This is a genomic window from Bacillus sp. FSL M8-0266, assembly GCF_038613425.1.
Taxonomy (GTDB): domain Bacteria; phylum Bacillota; class Bacilli; order Bacillales; family Bacillaceae; genus Bacillus; species Bacillus pumilus.
The window spans coordinates 88,121-105,604 of sequence record NZ_CP152015.1; the positions used below are offsets into that span (position 1 = coordinate 88,121).

8 protein-coding genes, 9 tRNA genes and 6 rRNA genes are annotated in these 17,484 nt (G+C 47.6%); all 23 read left to right on the plus strand.

Going from position 1 to position 17,484, the window contains the following annotated elements; all coding sequences use genetic code 11:
- Positions 1–3 precede the first annotated feature (3 nt).
- The 23 genes from folP (at position 4) to MKY83_RS00575 (ending at position 17,482) form a co-directional block, all read left to right on the plus strand.
- Positions 4–861: a dihydropteroate synthase gene (gene folP / locus MKY83_RS00465; protein ID WP_044140415.1), complete on the plus strand. Its 858-nt coding sequence runs from the start codon at positions 4–6 to the stop codon at positions 859–861.
- The gene (folB, locus tag MKY83_RS00470; protein WP_080772974.1) at positions 854–1,216 is read left to right on the plus strand and encodes a dihydroneopterin aldolase; all 363 of its coding nucleotides are present in this window, start codon (positions 854–856) and stop codon (positions 1,214–1,216) included. The genes folP and folB overlap by 8 nt, the downstream gene beginning before the upstream one ends.
- Positions 1,213–1,716: a 2-amino-4-hydroxy-6-hydroxymethyldihydropteridine diphosphokinase gene (gene folK / locus MKY83_RS00475; RefSeq protein WP_065097647.1), complete on the plus strand. Its 504-nt coding sequence runs from the start codon at positions 1,213–1,215 to the stop codon at positions 1,714–1,716. The genes folB and folK overlap by 4 nt, the downstream gene beginning before the upstream one ends.
- Positions 1,668–1,901 (plus strand): helix-turn-helix transcriptional regulator, encoded by a 234-nt coding sequence (locus tag MKY83_RS00480; RefSeq protein WP_044140418.1) that lies wholly within the window; start codon positions 1,668–1,670, stop codon positions 1,899–1,901. The genes folK and MKY83_RS00480 overlap by 49 nt, the downstream gene beginning before the upstream one ends.
- Positions 1,894–2,895, plus strand: coding sequence for a tRNA dihydrouridine synthase DusB (gene dusB / locus MKY83_RS00485; RefSeq protein WP_342487702.1), 1,002 nt, complete (start codon positions 1,894–1,896; stop codon positions 2,893–2,895). The genes MKY83_RS00480 and dusB overlap by 8 nt, the downstream gene beginning before the upstream one ends.
- A gap of 90 nt (positions 2,896–2,985) precedes the next feature.
- Positions 2,986–4,485 (plus strand): lysine--tRNA ligase, encoded by a 1,500-nt coding sequence (gene lysS / locus MKY83_RS00490; RefSeq protein WP_044140420.1) that lies wholly within the window; start codon positions 2,986–2,988, stop codon positions 4,483–4,485.
- A gap of 343 nt (positions 4,486–4,828) precedes the next feature.
- Positions 4,829–6,377 (plus strand): 16S ribosomal RNA (locus MKY83_RS00495).
- Positions 6,378–6,559: 182 nt separating this feature from the next.
- Positions 6,560–9,490 (plus strand): 23S ribosomal RNA (locus MKY83_RS00500).
- 61 nt (positions 9,491–9,551) lie between these two features.
- Positions 9,552–9,667: ribosomal RNA gene (rrf, locus tag MKY83_RS00505) — 5S ribosomal RNA — on the plus strand.
- Positions 9,668–10,459: 792 nt separating this feature from the next.
- Positions 10,460–10,535 (plus strand) — tRNA-Val (locus MKY83_RS00510).
- A 33-nt stretch (positions 10,536–10,568) separates the two neighbouring features.
- Positions 10,569–10,644, plus strand: a tRNA-Thr gene (locus tag MKY83_RS00515).
- A gap of 37 nt (positions 10,645–10,681) precedes the next feature.
- Positions 10,682–10,757, plus strand: a tRNA-Lys gene (locus tag MKY83_RS00520).
- 7 nt (positions 10,758–10,764) lie between these two features.
- A tRNA-Leu gene (locus MKY83_RS00525) sits at positions 10,765–10,847 on the plus strand.
- 30 nt (positions 10,848–10,877) lie between these two features.
- Positions 10,878–10,949, plus strand: a tRNA-Gly gene (locus MKY83_RS00530).
- A 12-nt stretch (positions 10,950–10,961) separates the two neighbouring features.
- Positions 10,962–11,047: transfer RNA gene (locus tag MKY83_RS00535), tRNA-Leu, on the plus strand.
- 11 nt (positions 11,048–11,058) lie between these two features.
- Positions 11,059–11,135, plus strand: a tRNA-Arg gene (locus MKY83_RS00540).
- Positions 11,136–11,142: 7 nt separating this feature from the next.
- A tRNA-Pro gene (locus tag MKY83_RS00545) sits at positions 11,143–11,219 on the plus strand.
- Between the two features lie 8 nt (positions 11,220–11,227).
- Positions 11,228–11,303 (plus strand) — tRNA-Ala (locus MKY83_RS00550).
- A gap of 126 nt (positions 11,304–11,429) precedes the next feature.
- Positions 11,430–12,978 (plus strand): 16S ribosomal RNA (locus MKY83_RS00555).
- Between the two features lie 182 nt (positions 12,979–13,160).
- Positions 13,161–16,091, plus strand: a 23S ribosomal RNA gene (locus MKY83_RS00560).
- A 61-nt stretch (positions 16,092–16,152) separates the two neighbouring features.
- Positions 16,153–16,268, plus strand: a 5S ribosomal RNA gene (gene rrf / locus MKY83_RS00565).
- The 16S, 23S and 5S rRNA genes sit together here with 9 tRNA genes alongside, the layout of an rRNA operon.
- 177 nt (positions 16,269–16,445) lie before the next feature.
- A complete protein-coding gene (locus MKY83_RS00570) occupies positions 16,446–16,910 on the plus strand; it encodes a CtsR family transcriptional regulator (RefSeq protein ID WP_060697832.1) in 465 nt (154 codons plus the stop codon).
- A 14-nt stretch (positions 16,911–16,924) separates the two neighbouring features.
- Positions 16,925–17,482, plus strand: coding sequence for a UvrB/UvrC motif-containing protein (locus MKY83_RS00575; RefSeq protein WP_034620770.1), 558 nt, complete (start codon positions 16,925–16,927; stop codon positions 17,480–17,482).
- The last annotated feature ends 2 nt before the right edge of the window (positions 17,483–17,484 follow it).

A 17,484-nucleotide genomic window follows, 5' to 3' on the forward strand; every position in this document is an offset into this window, starting at 1 on the left:
ACAATGACACAACAAGTGATAAAACAGCCTAAAATCATACAAGCCAAGCACCACACCCTTAGTTATGAAGAAAAGACATTGGTTATGGGCATTTTAAATGTCACACCTGACTCTTTTTCAGATGGAGGAAAGTTTAATCAAGTGGATAAAGCGCTGGCTCATGCAGCACAGCTGATAGAAGACGGGGCGCATATCATTGATATTGGCGGAGAATCGACTCGCCCAGGAGCGGCATTTGTCTCAGAACAAGAGGAGCTTTCAAGAGTCATTCCCGTCATTGAAAAGATCACAAAAGAATTGGATGTACCGATTTCCATTGATACGTATAAAGCCCATGTGGCAGATGAAGCAGTGAAAGCCGGAGCTTCCATCATTAATGATGTATGGGGAGCGAAGGCAGATCCTCAAATGGCGCATGTGGCAGCGAAGCACAATGTGCCGATTATTTTAATGCACAATCGGCCAGAGCGAAACTACACACATCTAATTTCAGATATGATCGCAGATTTGAAAGAAAGTGTTCAAATTGCGAAACAAGCCGGTGTCCGTGATGACATGATCATATTGGACCCAGGTGTGGGGTTTGCGAAAAATAAAGAGGACAACCTGATGGTCATGAATGAGCTCGAACATTTTTGTCACCTTGGGTATCCACTGCTATTAGCTACATCTCGAAAACGATTCATCGGAGCTGTCTTAGACCTGCCACCGGAAGAACGTACTGAAGGAACGGGGGCTACGGTCTGCCTTGGGATTCAAAAAGGCAGTGCGATGGTTCGCGTACATGATGTAAAAGAAATCGCAAGAATGGCAAAAATGATGGATGCCATGTTGAATAAGGGAGGCGCTTATCATCGATAAAGTATATGTAAATGGAATGGAATTTTACGGCTACCATGGCGTATTTGCAGAAGAAAATAAATTAGGACAGCGGTTCCGTGTGGATTTAACAGCTTCACTTGATTTAAGTAAAGCCGGACAAACGGATGACCTCAATGAGACCATCAATTATGCGGAGCTCTACCAAATCTGCAAAAGCATTGTAGAGGGTGAATCCGTCAACCTTGTTGAAACACTGACAGAAAGAATTGCAATCCAAGTGTTAAAGGACTTCCCGACAGTTCAGGAATGTACAGTGAAGGTGATCAAACCAGATCCGCCAATTCCAGGACACTATCAGTCCGTTGCCATTGAAATGACGAGATCGCGCGCATGAACAATACCGCATACATCGCTTTAGGTTCGAACATAGGGAAAAAGGAAACCTATTTAAAAGAAGCCGTCAAAAAACTGCACGAACATCCAGAGGTTCAAGTAGAATCAATCTCATCTATATATGAAACAACACCTGTAGGTTACGAAAACCAAGATGACTTTTTAAATATGGCTGTGAAAATTTCCACCTCGCTTCGTCCAAATGAACTACTGACACTTACTCAGAAAATCGAGCAAGAGTTAGGCAGAACAAGAGAAGTGAGATGGGGACCGCGAACGGCTGACCTTGACATTTTACTTTATAATCGTGAAAATATTGAAACAGAACAGCTTGTAGTGCCACATCCTAGAATGTACGAACGTTTATTCGTTCTCGTTCCGATGAGTGAGATTTGCCCAGAAATCGGCGAAGTGCAAATAAATGCCGTAACAGACCAAGAAGGTGTAAGCATATGGAAAAAGACATGTGGGGTAGAAGAATTCGTGCATACCGAAAGCTAAAAGGGTATACTCAGGAAGGGTTCGCGAAAAGACTGGGCATCTCTGTCTCTGTCTTAGGAGAAATTGAGCGAGGCAATCGATTACCAACAAACCAATTGGTTGGTCAAATAGCAAATGCTTTAAATATAACGGTGGAAGAACTATCGCCAATTCTTGAAGAAGGAAGGAGGGGAAATGATGTTTAAAATCGGAGATATCGACATTAAAAACAAAGTGGTGCTCGCGCCTATGGCTGGTGTTTGCAACTCTGCCTTCAGACTGACAGTGAAAGAGTTTGGAGCAGGTTTAGTCTGCGCTGAAATGGTCAGTGACAAGGCGATCCTGATCAACAATGCAAGAACAATGGGTATGCTATACATTGATGAACGGGAAAAGCCTTTGAGCCTTCAAATATTTGGAGGAGAAAAAGACACTCTCGTTGAAGCGGCAAAGTTTGTAGACCAGAATACCACAGCGGACATTATTGATATCAATATGGGCTGTCCTGTACCGAAGATTACGAAATGTGATGCAGGAGCGAAATGGTTGCTTGATCCAAACAAGATTTATGAAATGGTCTCTGCTGTTGTAGATGCTGTAGATAAGCCTGTTACGGTGAAAATGAGAATGGGCTGGGACGAAGATCATATCTTCGCTATCGACAATGCCCGTGCTGTTGAACGAGCAGGTGGCCAAGCGGTTGGGCTTCACGGACGGACACGTGTGCAGATGTACGAAGGAACAGCGAATTGGGATATTATAAAAGAGGTCAAACAATCTGTTTCCATTCCTGTCATCGGCAATGGAGATGTCAAAACCCCTCAAGATGCAAAACGTATGCTTGATGAAACGGGTGTAGATGCTGTCATGATTGGAAGAGCCGCACTAGGAAACCCGTGGATGATCTATCGAACGGTTCATTATTTAGAAACGGGTGAACTGAAAGAAGAGCCAAATGTACGTGAGAAGATGTCAGTGTGCAAGCTTCACTTAGACAGACTCATTGATCTAAAAGGCGAGCATGTGGCTGTCAGAGAAATGAGAAAGCACGCAGCATGGTACTTAAAAGGTGTCCGAGGCAATGCGGACGTGAGAAATCAAATCAATCAAAGTGAAACGAGAGCGGAGCTTGTACAAGTTCTTGATGACTTTACGATCGAAGCCGAGGCAAAAGAGCTTCAAAGTATAAAAGTAGGATAAGACTATCTTTCTTTTTGTAGCTCACTGCTAGTGCATGTACTGGCAGTTTTTCTGCTTTTCTCTGCAAAATACATTATTGGAGTGATATAAATGAGTAATGAAGGGCTTAATAACGAAGAATTAAATGACCAATTCCAGGTCAGACGTGACAAAATGAATAAAATGAGAGAAGAGGGTATCGATCCATTCGGTGAACGATATGACCGTTCTCATCAATCTGCACAAATTATTGCTGAATACGATGAGTTTTCTAAAGAAGACTTAGAAGAAAAGTCTGCCCAAGTGACAATCGCTGGACGTATGATGACAAAGCGTGGAAAAGGGAAAGCTGGCTTTGCGCATATACAAGACTTAGAAGGACAAATTCAAATCTACGTTCGTAAAGATAGTGTAGGAGAAGAAGCTTACGAATTATTCAAAAGCTCAGACCTAGGCGATATTATCGGTGTAACAGGAACGGTATTTAAAACGAATGTAGGAGAACTTTCTATTAAAGCGACTAGCTTTGAGGTTCTCACAAAAGCACTTCGCCCGCTTCCTGATAAATATCATGGACTTAAAGATGTTGAACAACGTTATCGTCAGCGTTACCTTGACCTGATTGTAAATCCAGAAAGTAAGCAGACGTTCATCATGCGAAGCAAGATCATTCAATCTATGAGAAGATACTTAGATTCTAAAGGATACCTAGAAGTTGAAACACCAACAATGCACAGCATCCCTGGTGGTGCATCAGCACGTCCTTTCATTACTCATCATAATGCACTGGATATGCCGCTCTATATGCGTATTGCGATTGAACTGCACTTAAAACGCCTCATTGTCGGTGGCCTAGAGAAAGTATACGAGATTGGACGTGTATTCCGTAACGAAGGTGTATCAACTCGTCATAACCCAGAATTCACTATGATCGAGCTGTACGAAGCTTACGCAGATTACAAAGACATCATGAACCTAACTGAAAACCTGATTGCTCATATTGCCGAAGAGGTACTAGGAACAACCACGATTCAATATGGAGAAGATGAAATTGATCTCAAGCCTGAATGGAAGAGACTCCATATGGTTGAAGCGGTCAAAGAAGCAACTGGTGTAGACTTCTGGCAGGAGATGTCTGTAGAAGAAGCGAAACAGCATGCAGCTGATCACGGAATTGAAATTACGAAAAACATGACAGTAGGTCATATCATCAATGAGTTCTTCGAGCAAAAAGTTGAGGAAACATTGGTACAGCCTACATTTATTTACGGACACCCAGTGGAGATTTCTCCATTAGCTAAGAAAAATCCTGAAGACCCTCGCTTCACTGATCGCTTTGAGCTATTTATCGTACGTCGTGAACATGCTAATGCATTCACAGAGCTAAACGATCCAATCGATCAAAGAGAACGATTTGAAGCTCAATTAAAAGAACGTGAAGAAGGAAATGACGAAGCGCATCTAATGGATGACGATTTTGTTGAAGCATTAGAATACGGTATGCCTCCAACAGGCGGACTAGGAATCGGTATCGACCGGTTAATCATGCTATTAACAAATTCTCCATCAATCAGAGATGTACTGCTTTTCCCACAAATGAGAAACCGCTAATACATCAATTAAAGCGCCATTTTAACTATGGCGCTTTTTATTTTTCATAAAATGAAACTTTTTTTAAAAAAACTATTGCAAGGAAAGAATCAAGATGGTATATTATTATTCGTTGCCGCAAAACAGCAACGAGGTTAAAAAAAGAAATTGAAAAAAATTCTTGACTTTAACCAATACGAAATGTTAAGATATTAAAGTCGCTTACGAGCGATAACGAAAATGATCTTTGAAAACTAAACAAGACAAAACGTACCTGTTAATTCGAGTTTTATAAAAAAATCCTATGAAACATCATGGGTAGTCAGTCAAACGCTGACGAAAAACAAAACTTCGGTTTTGTACTTTTTCGGAGAGTTTGATCCTGGCTCAGGACGAACGCTGGCGGCGTGCCTAATACATGCAAGTCGAGCGAACAGAAGGGAGCTTGCTCCCGGATGTTAGCGGCGGACGGGTGAGTAACACGTGGGTAACCTGCCTGTAAGACTGGGATAACTCCGGGAAACCGGAGCTAATACCGGATAGTTCCTTGAACCGCATGGTTCAAGGATGAAAGACGGTTTCGGCTGTCACTTACAGATGGACCCGCGGCGCATTAGCTAGTTGGTGGGGTAATGGCTCACCAAGGCGACGATGCGTAGCCGACCTGAGAGGGTGATCGGCCACACTGGGACTGAGACACGGCCCAGACTCCTACGGGAGGCAGCAGTAGGGAATCTTCCGCAATGGACGAAAGTCTGACGGAGCAACGCCGCGTGAGTGATGAAGGTTTTCGGATCGTAAAGCTCTGTTGTTAGGGAAGAACAAGTGCGAGAGTAACTGCTCGCACCTTGACGGTACCTAACCAGAAAGCCACGGCTAACTACGTGCCAGCAGCCGCGGTAATACGTAGGTGGCAAGCGTTGTCCGGAATTATTGGGCGTAAAGGGCTCGCAGGCGGTTTCTTAAGTCTGATGTGAAAGCCCCCGGCTCAACCGGGGAGGGTCATTGGAAACTGGGAAACTTGAGTGCAGAAGAGGAGAGTGGAATTCCACGTGTAGCGGTGAAATGCGTAGAGATGTGGAGGAACACCAGTGGCGAAGGCGACTCTCTGGTCTGTAACTGACGCTGAGGAGCGAAAGCGTGGGGAGCGAACAGGATTAGATACCCTGGTAGTCCACGCCGTAAACGATGAGTGCTAAGTGTTAGGGGGTTTCCGCCCCTTAGTGCTGCAGCTAACGCATTAAGCACTCCGCCTGGGGAGTACGGTCGCAAGACTGAAACTCAAAGGAATTGACGGGGGCCCGCACAAGCGGTGGAGCATGTGGTTTAATTCGAAGCAACGCGAAGAACCTTACCAGGTCTTGACATCCTCTGACAACCCTAGAGATAGGGCTTTCCCTTCGGGGACAGAGTGACAGGTGGTGCATGGTTGTCGTCAGCTCGTGTCGTGAGATGTTGGGTTAAGTCCCGCAACGAGCGCAACCCTTGATCTTAGTTGCCAGCATTTAGTTGGGCACTCTAAGGTGACTGCCGGTGACAAACCGGAGGAAGGTGGGGATGACGTCAAATCATCATGCCCCTTATGACCTGGGCTACACACGTGCTACAATGGACAGAACAAAGGGCTGCGAGACCGCAAGGTTTAGCCAATCCCATAAATCTGTTCTCAGTTCGGATCGCAGTCTGCAACTCGACTGCGTGAAGCTGGAATCGCTAGTAATCGCGGATCAGCATGCCGCGGTGAATACGTTCCCGGGCCTTGTACACACCGCCCGTCACACCACGAGAGTTTGTAACACCCGAAGTCGGTGAGGTAACCTTTATGGAGCCAGCCGCCGAAGGTGGGACAGATGATTGGGGTGAAGTCGTAACAAGGTAGCCGTATCGGAAGGTGCGGCTGGATCACCTCCTTTCTAAGGATATATGGAGCAGTGTGCGTTTTCGTCTTGTTTAGTTTTGAAGGATCATTCCTTCAAGACATGTCTCTAGCGAGACAGGATTGTTCTTTGAAAACTAGATAACAATAAGTAATACATTCACATTGAATGCAATGCAAAGTTCATCACACATAGTGATTCTTTCTAAAGTAAGAAATGGTTAAGTTAGAAAGGGCGCACGGTGGATGCCTTGGCACTAGGAGCCGATGAAGGACGGGACGAACACCGATATGCTTCGGGGAGCTGTAAGCAAGCTTTGATCCGGAGATTTCCGAATGGGGAAACCCACTGCTCGTAATGGAGTAGTATCCATACTTGAATACATAGAGTATGAGAAGGCATACCCGGGGAACTGAAACATCTAAGTACCCGGAGGAAGAGAAAGCAAATGCGATTCCCTGAGTAGCGGCGAGCGAAACGGGAACAGCCCAAACCAAGAGGCTTGCCTCTTGGGGTTGTAGGACACTCTATACGGAGTTACAAAGGAACGATATAAGCGAAGAGGTCTGGAAAGGCCCGCCAAAGAAGGTAACAGCCCTGTAACTGAAATGTTGTTCTCTCCAGAGTGGATCCTGAGTACGGCGGAACACGTGAAATTCCGTCGGAATCCGGGAGGACCATCTCCCAAGGCTAAATACTCCCTAGTGACCGATAGTGAACCAGTACCGTGAGGGAAAGGTGAAAAGCACCCCGGAAGGGGAGTGAAATAGATCCTGAAACCGTGTGCCTACAAGTAGTCAGAGCCCGTTAAAGGGTGATGGCGTGCCTTTTGTAGAATGAACCGGCGAGTTACGATCCCGTGCAAGGTTAAGCAGAAGATGCGGAGCCGCAGCGAAAGCGAGTCTGAATAGGGCGCATGAGTACGTGGTCGTAGACCCGAAACCAGGTGATCTACCCATGTCCAGGGTGAAGTTCAGGTAACACTGAATGGAGGCCCGAACCCACGCACGTTGAAAAGTGCGGGGATGAGGTGTGGGTAGGGGTGAAATGCCAATCGAACCTGGAGATAGCTGGTTCTCTCCGAAATAGCTTTAGGGCTAGCCTCAAGGTAAGAGTCTCGGAGGTAGAGCACTGATTGGACTAGGGGCCCCTACCGGGTTACCGAATTCAGTCAAACTCCGAATGCCGATGACTTATCCTTGGGAGTCAGACTGCGAGTGATAAGATCCGTAGTCGAAAGGGAAACAGCCCAGACCGCCAGCTAAGGTCCCAAAGTATACGTTAAGTGGAAAAGGATGTGGAGTTGCTTAGACAACCAGGATGTTGGCTTAGAAGCAGCCACCATTTAAAGAGTGCGTAATAGCTCACTGGTCGAGTGACTCTGCGCCGAAAATGTACCGGGGCTAAACGTATCACCGAAGCTGCGGACTGTTCTTACGAACAGTGGTAGGAGAGCGTTCTAAGTGCTGTGAAGTCAGACCGGAAGGACTGGTGGAGCGCTTAGAAGTGAGAATGCCGGTATGAGTAGCGAAAGACGGGTGAGAATCCCGTCCACCGAATGCCTAAGGTTTCCTGAGGAAGGCTCGTCCGCTCAGGGTTAGTCGGGACCTAAGCCGAGGCCGAAAGGCGTAGGCGATGGACAACAGGTTGATATTCCTGTACCACCTCCTCACCATTTGAGCAATGGGGGGACGCAGGAGGATAGGGTAAGCGCGGTATTGGATATCCGCGTCCAAGCAGTTAGGCTGGGAAATAGGCAAATCCGTTTCCCGTAAAGGCTGAGCTGTGATGGCGAGCGAAATTTAGTAGCGAAGTTCCTGATTCCACACTGCCAAGAAAAGCCTCTAGCGAGGTGAGAGGTGCCCGTACCGCAAACCGACACAGGTAGGCGAGGAGAGAATCCTAAGGTGATCGAGAGAACTCTCGTTAAGGAACTCGGCAAAATGACCCCGTAACTTCGGGAGAAGGGGTGCTTCTTAGGGTGTTAAAGCCCCGAGAAGCCGCAGTGAATAGGCCCAGGCGACTGTTTAGCAAAAACACAGGTCTCTGCGAAGCCGTAAGGCGAAGTATAGGGGCTGACGCCTGCCCGGTGCTGGAAGGTTAAGAGGAGCGCTTAGCGTAAGCGAAGGTGCGAATTGAAGCCCCAGTAAACGGCGGCCGTAACTATAACGGTCCTAAGGTAGCGAAATTCCTTGTCGGGTAAGTTCCGACCCGCACGAAAGGCGCAACGATCTGGGCACTGTCTCAACGAGAGACTCGGTGAAATTATAGTACCTGTGAAGATGCAGGTTACCCGCGACAGGACGGAAAGACCCCGTGGAGCTTTACTGCAGCCTGATATTGAATGTTGGTACAGCTTGTACAGGATAGGTAGGAGCCTTGGAAACCGGAGCGCTAGCTTCGGTGGAGGCATCGGTGGGATACTACCCTGGCTGTATTGACCTTCTAACCCGCTGCCCTTATCGGGCAGGGAGACAGTGTCAGGTGGGCAGTTTGACTGGGGCGGTCGCCTCCTAAAATGTAACGGAGGCGCCCAAAGGTTCCCTCAGAATGGTTGGAAATCATTCGCAGAGTGTAAAGGCACAAGGGAGCTTGACTGCGAGACCTACAAGTCGAGCAGGGACGAAAGTCGGGCTTAGTGATCCGGTGGTTCCGCATGGAAGGGCCATCGCTCAACGGATAAAAGCTACCCCGGGGATAACAGGCTTATCTCCCCCAAGAGTCCACATCGACGGGGAGGTTTGGCACCTCGATGTCGGCTCATCGCATCCTGGGGCTGTAGTCGGTCCCAAGGGTTGGGCTGTTCGCCCATTAAAGCGGTACGCGAGCTGGGTTCAGAACGTCGTGAGACAGTTCGGTCCCTATCCGTCGCGGGCGCAGGAAATTTGAGAGGAGCTGTCCTTAGTACGAGAGGACCGGGATGGACGCACCGCTGGTGTACCAGTTGTTCTGCCAAGGGCATCGCTGGGTAGCTATGTGCGGACGGGATAAGTGCTGAAAGCATCTAAGCATGAAGCCCCCCTCAAGATGAGATTTCCCATTCCGCAAGGAAGTAAGATCCCTGAAAGATGATCAGGTTGATAGGTCTGAGGTGGAAGCGTGGTGACACGTGGAGCTGACAGATACTAATAGATCGAGGACTTAACCTATATTCTAATGTGAAGCTTGAACATTGTTATCTAGTTTTGAGAGAACATTCTCTCCATCAGGTTTGGTGGCGATAGCGAAGAGGTCACACCCGTTCCCATACCGAACACGGAAGTTAAGCTCTTCAGCGCCGATGGTAGTTGGGGGTCTCCCCCTGTGAGAGTAGGACGCCGCCAAGCTTTTCTAAGGATCAGTTCCATAAGGAACTGGTCTTTTTTGTGTTTTTGAAAAAATTACTTCTATTAAATCACTTTGTAAAGTGAGAAGTGATGATGTAGTAAGCCTCATCGATCAATTAATCCTTCCGTTCGTCTCACTTTCATGTATTCTCATTGAACGACGGAGCTGTTGTGTGGATCGGTCGTTCAATTCGTTTAGGATGAAAATCAAAACATAGAAAGCAGCCAATAAGAATTTTCTTTGGCATCCAGATACAGAGGGCTTTTTAGAGACACACTAGATAACTGAGTATTGCCAAAGAACATATAGCACCTTCAGTTAATTTTTTCACCCGCTCTAAGTAAGAACAAGAAAGAATCAACAAACAACTTGTTGCCCCAGTAACACTTTAATATTGAAGATAGTAAAGAACAGCATCATTTACGGATATTTTCACACGAAAATGATTTCTCAGAAAAATAAAATAATAAAAGATTCCCCTTCTCTAGATGATTTGTATGAGAAGATATATTGAATAAAACAAGCATATAAAAAGCATGAAAAGGGTCATTTCACACCAATAAAGCTTTATTAGAGCGGTTTTTAACAAAAAAACATAAAAAAATGAAAAAAAGACTTTTAAAATGATGAGACAAGTGGTAAACTTCTTTAGGTGCCTTAATGAAAAGATGAAAAAAACAACGTTAAAATAAATTCGAAAATTATTTTAAAAAAGTCTTTACAAACAATATCTTATCATTATATAATACTACTTGTCGGATCGAGAGACATTCGAAATGACAACACAATATGGAGGATTAGCTCAGCTGGGAGAGCATCTGCCTTACAAGCAGAGGGTCGGCGGTTCGAGCCCGTCATCCTCCACCATATTTATTCTTACATAATGTTGGGATAGATAAAGCCGGTGTAGCTCAACTGGTAGAGCAACTGACTTGTAATCAGTAGGTTGGGGGTTCAAGTCCTCTTGCCGGCACCACTTTCATATGGTAAGATAGACAAGTCGCTTTTAAAGCGAGCCATTAGCTCAGTTGGTAGAGCATCTGACTTTTAATCAGAGGGTCGAAGGTTCGAGTCCTTCATGGCTCACCATTTTCATGCGGGTGTGGCGGAATTGGCAGACGCGCTAGACTTAGGATCTAGTGTCTTTATGACGTGGGGGTTCAAGTCCCTTCACCCGCATAGCCAAATAAAATAAAGAAATCCTGTAATGCGGAAGTAGTTCAGTGGTAGAACACCACCTTGCCAAGGTGGGGGTCGCGGGTTCGAATCCCGTCTTCCGCTTATACCATCCACGCCGGGGTGGTGGAATTGGCAGACACACAGGACTTAAAATCCTGCGGTAGGTGACTACCGTGCCGGTTCAAGTCCGGCCCTCGGCATTATACAATAAGCGCCCGTAGCTCAATTGGATAGAGCGTTTGACTACGGATCAAAAGGTTAGGGGTTCGACTCCTCTCGGGCGCGCCATTAAGATCGGGAAGTAGCTCAGCTTGGTAGAGCACTTGGTTTGGGACCAAGGGGTCGCAGGTTCGAATCCTGTCTTCCCGACCATCTTTTATGGGGCCTTAGCTCAGCTGGGAGAGCGCCTGCCTTGCACGCAGGAGGTCAGCGGTTCGATCCCGCTAGGCTCCACCAATATGATCTTTGAAAACTAAACAAGACAAAACGTACCTGTTAATTCGAGTTTTATAAAAAAATCCTATGTTATATCATAGGTAGTCAGTCAAACGCTGACGAAAAACAAAACTTCGGTTTTGTACATTTTCGGAGAGTTTGATCCTGGCTCAGGACGAACGCTGGCGGCGTGCCTAATACATGCAAGTCGAGCGAACAGAAGGGAGCTTGCTCCCGGATGTTAGCGGCGGACGGGTGAGTAACACGTGGGTAACCTGCCTGTAAGACTGGGATAACTCCGGGAAACCGGAGCTAATACCGGATAGTTCCTTGAACCGCATGGTTCAAGGATGAAAGACGGTTTCGGCTGTCACTTACAGATGGACCCGCGGCGCATTAGCTAGTTGGTGGGGTAATGGCTCACCAAGGCGACGATGCGTAGCCGACCTGAGAGGGTGATCGGCCACACTGGGACTGAGACACGGCCCAGACTCCTACGGGAGGCAGCAGTAGGGAATCTTCCGCAATGGACGAAAGTCTGACGGAGCAACGCCGCGTGAGTGATGAAGGTTTTCGGATCGTAAAGCTCTGTTGTTAGGGAAGAACAAGTGCGAGAGTAACTGCTCGCACCTTGACGGTACCTAACCAGAAAGCCACGGCTAACTACGTGCCAGCAGCCGCGGTAATACGTAGGTGGCAAGCGTTGTCCGGAATTATTGGGCGTAAAGGGCTCGCAGGCGGTTTCTTAAGTCTGATGTGAAAGCCCCCGGCTCAACCGGGGAGGGTCATTGGAAACTGGGAAACTTGAGTGCAGAAGAGGAGAGTGGAATTCCACGTGTAGCGGTGAAATGCGTAGAGATGTGGAGGAACACCAGTGGCGAAGGCGACTCTCTGGTCTGTAACTGACGCTGAGGAGCGAAAGCGTGGGGAGCGAACAGGATTAGATACCCTGGTAGTCCACGCCGTAAACGATGAGTGCTAAGTGTTAGGGGGTTTCCGCCCCTTAGTGCTGCAGCTAACGCATTAAGCACTCCGCCTGGGGAGTACGGTCGCAAGACTGAAACTCAAAGGAATTGACGGGGGCCCGCACAAGCGGTGGAGCATGTGGTTTAATTCGAAGCAACGCGAAGAACCTTACCAGGTCTTGACATCCTCTGACAACCCTAGAGATAGGGCTTTCCCTTCGGGGACAGAGTGACAGGTGGTGCATGGTTGTCGTCAGCTCGTGTCGTGAGATGTTGGGTTAAGTCCCGCAACGAGCGCAACCCTTGATCTTAGTTGCCAGCATTTAGTTGGGCACTCTAAGGTGACTGCCGGTGACAAACCGGAGGAAGGTGGGGATGACGTCAAATCATCATGCCCCTTATGACCTGGGCTACACACGTGCTACAATGGACAGAACAAAGGGCTGCGAGACCGCAAGGTTTAGCCAATCCCATAAATCTGTTCTCAGTTCGGATCGCAGTCTGCAACTCGACTGCGTGAAGCTGGAATCGCTAGTAATCGCGGATCAGCATGCCGCGGTGAATACGTTCCCGGGCCTTGTACACACCGCCCGTCACACCACGAGAGTTTGTAACACCCGAAGTCGGTGAGGTAACCTTTATGGAGCCAGCCGCCGAAGGTGGGACAGATGATTGGGGTGAAGTCGTAACAAGGTAGCCGTATCGGAAGGTGCGGCTGGATCACCTCCTTTCTAAGGATATATGGAGCAGTGTGCGTTTTCGTCTTGTTTAGTTTTGAAGGATCATTCCTTCAAGACATGTCTCTAGCGAGACAGGATTGTTCTTTGAAAACTAGATAACAATAAGTAATACATTCACATTGAATGCAATGCAAAGTTCATCACACATAGTGATTCTTTCTAAAGTAAGAAATGGTTAAGTTAGAAAGGGCGCACGGTGGATGCCTTGGCACTAGGAGCCGATGAAGGACGGGACGAACACCGATATGCTTCGGGGAGCTGTAAGCAAGCTTTGATCCGGAGATTTCCGAATGGGGAAACCCACTGCTCGTAATGGAGTAGTATCCATACTTGAATACATAGAGTATGAGAAGGCATACCCGGGGAACTGAAACATCTAAGTACCCGGAGGAAGAGAAAGCAAATGCGATTCCCTGAGTAGCGGCGAGCGAAACGGGAACAGCCCAAACCAAGAGGCTTGCCTCTTGGGGTTGTAGGACACTCTATACGGAGTTACAAAGGAACGATATAAGCGAAGAGGTCTGGAAAGGCCCGCCAAAGAAGGTAACAGCCCTGTAACTGAAATGTTGTTCTCTCCAGAGTGGATCCTGAGTACGGCGGAACACGTGAAATTCCGTCGGAATCCGGGAGGACCATCTCCCAAGGCTAAATACTCCCTAGTGACCGATAGTGAACCAGTACCGTGAGGGAAAGGTGAAAAGCACCCCGGAAGGGGAGTGAAATAGATCCTGAAACCGTGTGCCTACAAGTAGTCAGAGCCCGTTAAAGGGTGATGGCGTGCCTTTTGTAGAATGAACCGGCGAGTTACGATCCCGTGCAAGGTTAAGCAGAAGATGCGGAGCCGCAGCGAAAGCGAGTCTGAATAGGGCGCATGAGTACGTGGTCGTAGACCCGAAACCAGGTGATCTACCCATGTCCAGGGTGAAGTTCAGGTAACACTGAATGGAGGCCCGAACCCACGCACGTTGAAAAGTGCGGGGATGAGGTGTGGGTAGGGGTGAAATGCCAATCGAACCTGGAGATAGCTGGTTCTCTCCGAAATAGCTTTAGGGCTAGCCTCAAGGTAAGAGTCTCGGAGGTAGAGCACTGATTGGACTAGGGGCCCCTACCGGGTTACCGAATTCAGTCAAACTCCGAATGCCGATGACTTATCCTTGGGAGTCAGACTGCGAGTGATAAGATCCGTAGTCGAAAGGGAAACAGCCCAGACCGCCAGCTAAGGTCCCAAAGTATACGTTAAGTGGAAAAGGATGTGGAGTTGCTTAGACAACCAGGATGTTGGCTTAGAAGCAGCCACCATTTAAAGAGTGCGTAATAGCTCACTGGTCGAGTGACTCTGCGCCGAAAATGTACCGGGGCTAAACGTATCACCGAAGCTGCGGACTGTTCTTACGAACAGTGGTAGGAGAGCGTTCTAAGTGCTGTGAAGTCAGACCGGAAGGACTGGTGGAGCGCTTAGAAGTGAGAATGCCGGTATGAGTAGCGAAAGACGGGTGAGAATCCCGTCCACCGAATGCCTAAGGTTTCCTGAGGAAGGCTCGTCCGCTCAGGGTTAGTCGGGACCTAAGCCGAGGCCGAAAGGCGTAGGCGATGGACAACAGGTTGATATTCCTGTACCACCTCCTCACCATTTGAGCAATGGGGGGACGCAGGAGGATAGGGTAAGCGCGGTATTGGATATCCGCGTCCAAGCAGTTAGGCTGGGAAATAGGCAAATCCGTTTCCCGTAAAGGCTGAGCTGTGATGGCGAGCGAAATTTAGTAGCGAAGTTCCTGATTCCACACTGCCAAGAAAAGCCTCTAGCGAGGTGAGAGGTGCCCGTACCGCAAACCGACACAGGTAGGCGAGGAGAGAATCCTAAGGTGATCGAGAGAACTCTCGTTAAGGAACTCGGCAAAATGACCCCGTAACTTCGGGAGAAGGGGTGCTTCTTAGGGTGTTAAAGCCCCGAGAAGCCGCAGTGAATAGGCCCAGGCGACTGTTTAGCAAAAACACAGGTCTCTGCGAAGCCGTAAGGCGAAGTATAGGGGCTGACGCCTGCCCGGTGCTGGAAGGTTAAGAGGAGCGCTTAGCGTAAGCGAAGGTGCGAATTGAAGCCCCAGTAAACGGCGGCCGTAACTATAACGGTCCTAAGGTAGCGAAATTCCTTGTCGGGTAAGTTCCGACCCGCACGAAAGGCGCAACGATCTGGGCACTGTCTCAACGAGAGACTCGGTGAAATTATAGTACCTGTGAAGATGCAGGTTACCCGCGACAGGACGGAAAGACCCCGTGGAGCTTTACTGCAGCCTGATATTGAATGTTGGTACAGCTTGTACAGGATAGGTAGGAGCCTTGGAAACCGGAGCGCTAGCTTCGGTGGAGGCATCGGTGGGATACTACCCTGGCTGTATTGACCTTCTAACCCGCTGCCCTTATCGGGCAGGGAGACAGTGTCAGGTGGGCAGTTTGACTGGGGCGGTCGCCTCCTAAAATGTAACGGAGGCGCCCAAAGGTTCCCTCAGAATGGTTGGAAATCATTCGCAGAGTGTAAAGGCACAAGGGAGCTTGACTGCGAGACCTACAAGTCGAGCAGGGACGAAAGTCGGGCTTAGTGATCCGGTGGTTCCGCATGGAAGGGCCATCGCTCAACGGATAAAAGCTACCCCGGGGATAACAGGCTTATCTCCCCCAAGAGTCCACATCGACGGGGAGGTTTGGCACCTCGATGTCGGCTCATCGCATCCTGGGGCTGTAGTCGGTCCCAAGGGTTGGGCTGTTCGCCCATTAAAGCGGTACGCGAGCTGGGTTCAGAACGTCGTGAGACAGTTCGGTCCCTATCCGTCGCGGGCGCAGGAAATTTGAGAGGAGCTGTCCTTAGTACGAGAGGACCGGGATGGACGCACCGCTGGTGTACCAGTTGTTCTGCCAAGGGCATCGCTGGGTAGCTATGTGCGGACGGGATAAGTGCTGAAAGCATCTAAGCATGAAGCCCCCCTCAAGATGAGATTTCCCATTCCGCAAGGAAGTAAGATCCCTGAAAGATGATCAGGTTGATAGGTCTGAGGTGGAAGCGTGGTGACACGTGGAGCTGACAGATACTAATAGATCGAGGACTTAACCTATATTCTAATGTGAAGCTTGAACATTGTTATCTAGTTTTGAGAGAACATTCTCTCCATCAGGTTTGGTGGCGATAGCGAAGAGGTCACACCCGTTCCCATACCGAACACGGAAGTTAAGCTCTTCAGCGCCGATGGTAGTTGGGGGTCTCCCCCTGTGAGAGTAGGACGCCGCCAAGCTTTTCTAAGGATCAGTTCCATACGGAACTGGTCTTTTTTGTGTTTTTGAGAGGTTTGACACCATATAAATGTGGAAATAATATTCTTAGTTGAGCGATTATCTTGAAAAATCGACCGAAAAAATTTATAGTAAGATTAAAGTCAAATATAGTCAAAGTCAATGGAGGAGGAGGCGGAGTGGCACAAAATATTTCTGATATCATCGAGCAGTATTTGAAAGAAGTCTTGGATCAGAATGGTCGAGAAATATTAGAAATTAAGCGCAATGAAATTGCAGATAAGTTTCAATGCGTACCTTCACAAATTAACTATGTTATCAATACACGCTTTACGAGCGAGAGAGGCTATATCGTTGAAAGTAAGCGTGGCGGCGGTGGCTATATCCGCATCATTAAAGTCAAAATGAATGATGAAGTCGACTTATTGAACAACATTATTTCCCAAATATATCATCGTTTATCACAGGCTGCCTCTGATCATATCATCATGCGTCTTGTCGAAAATAACATTTTATCTGAAAGAGAAGCAAAGATGATGATCAGTGTCATGGACCGTTCTGTTTTGCACATTGATTTACCTGAACGGGATGAATTGAGGGCTCGGATGATGATAGCGATGTTAAATGCTTTGAAATTAAAGTAAAGCGGGTGAAAAGATTGATTTGTCAAGAATGCAATGAGAGACCAGCCACTTTTCACTTTACGAAAGTTATAAATGGAGAAAAACAGGAAATGCACATATGTGAACAATGTGCAAAAGAAAACAGTGATTCATATGCTATGAGTGGAAACCAAGGTTTCTCGATTCACAACTTATTATCGGGTTTATTGAATATTGATCCTAGCTTTACCACAAGTGCGAATAAGGGATCATCTATTTTTCAAGAAGCAAGAGAAGTGGATCAATGTCCTAAGTGTGGCTTAACCTTTCAACAATTCAGAAAAACAGGCCGTTTTGGCTGTGCAGAATGCTACCGTTCATTTGATCAGTATCTGAACCCTGTTTTAAGGAAAGTCCATAGTGGAAATACAGTCCATCATGGAAAAGTGCCTAAACGGATTGCCGGCAGTCTTCATGTGCGCCGGAAACTTGAGTTGATGCAGCAAGAACTGAAGCAGTTAATTGAACAAGAAGAGTTTGAAAAAGCAGCGGAAGTTCGAGATCAAATTCGTGCATTAGAGCATGAGCAATCTCAGCAGAGGGAGGGAGATTAACA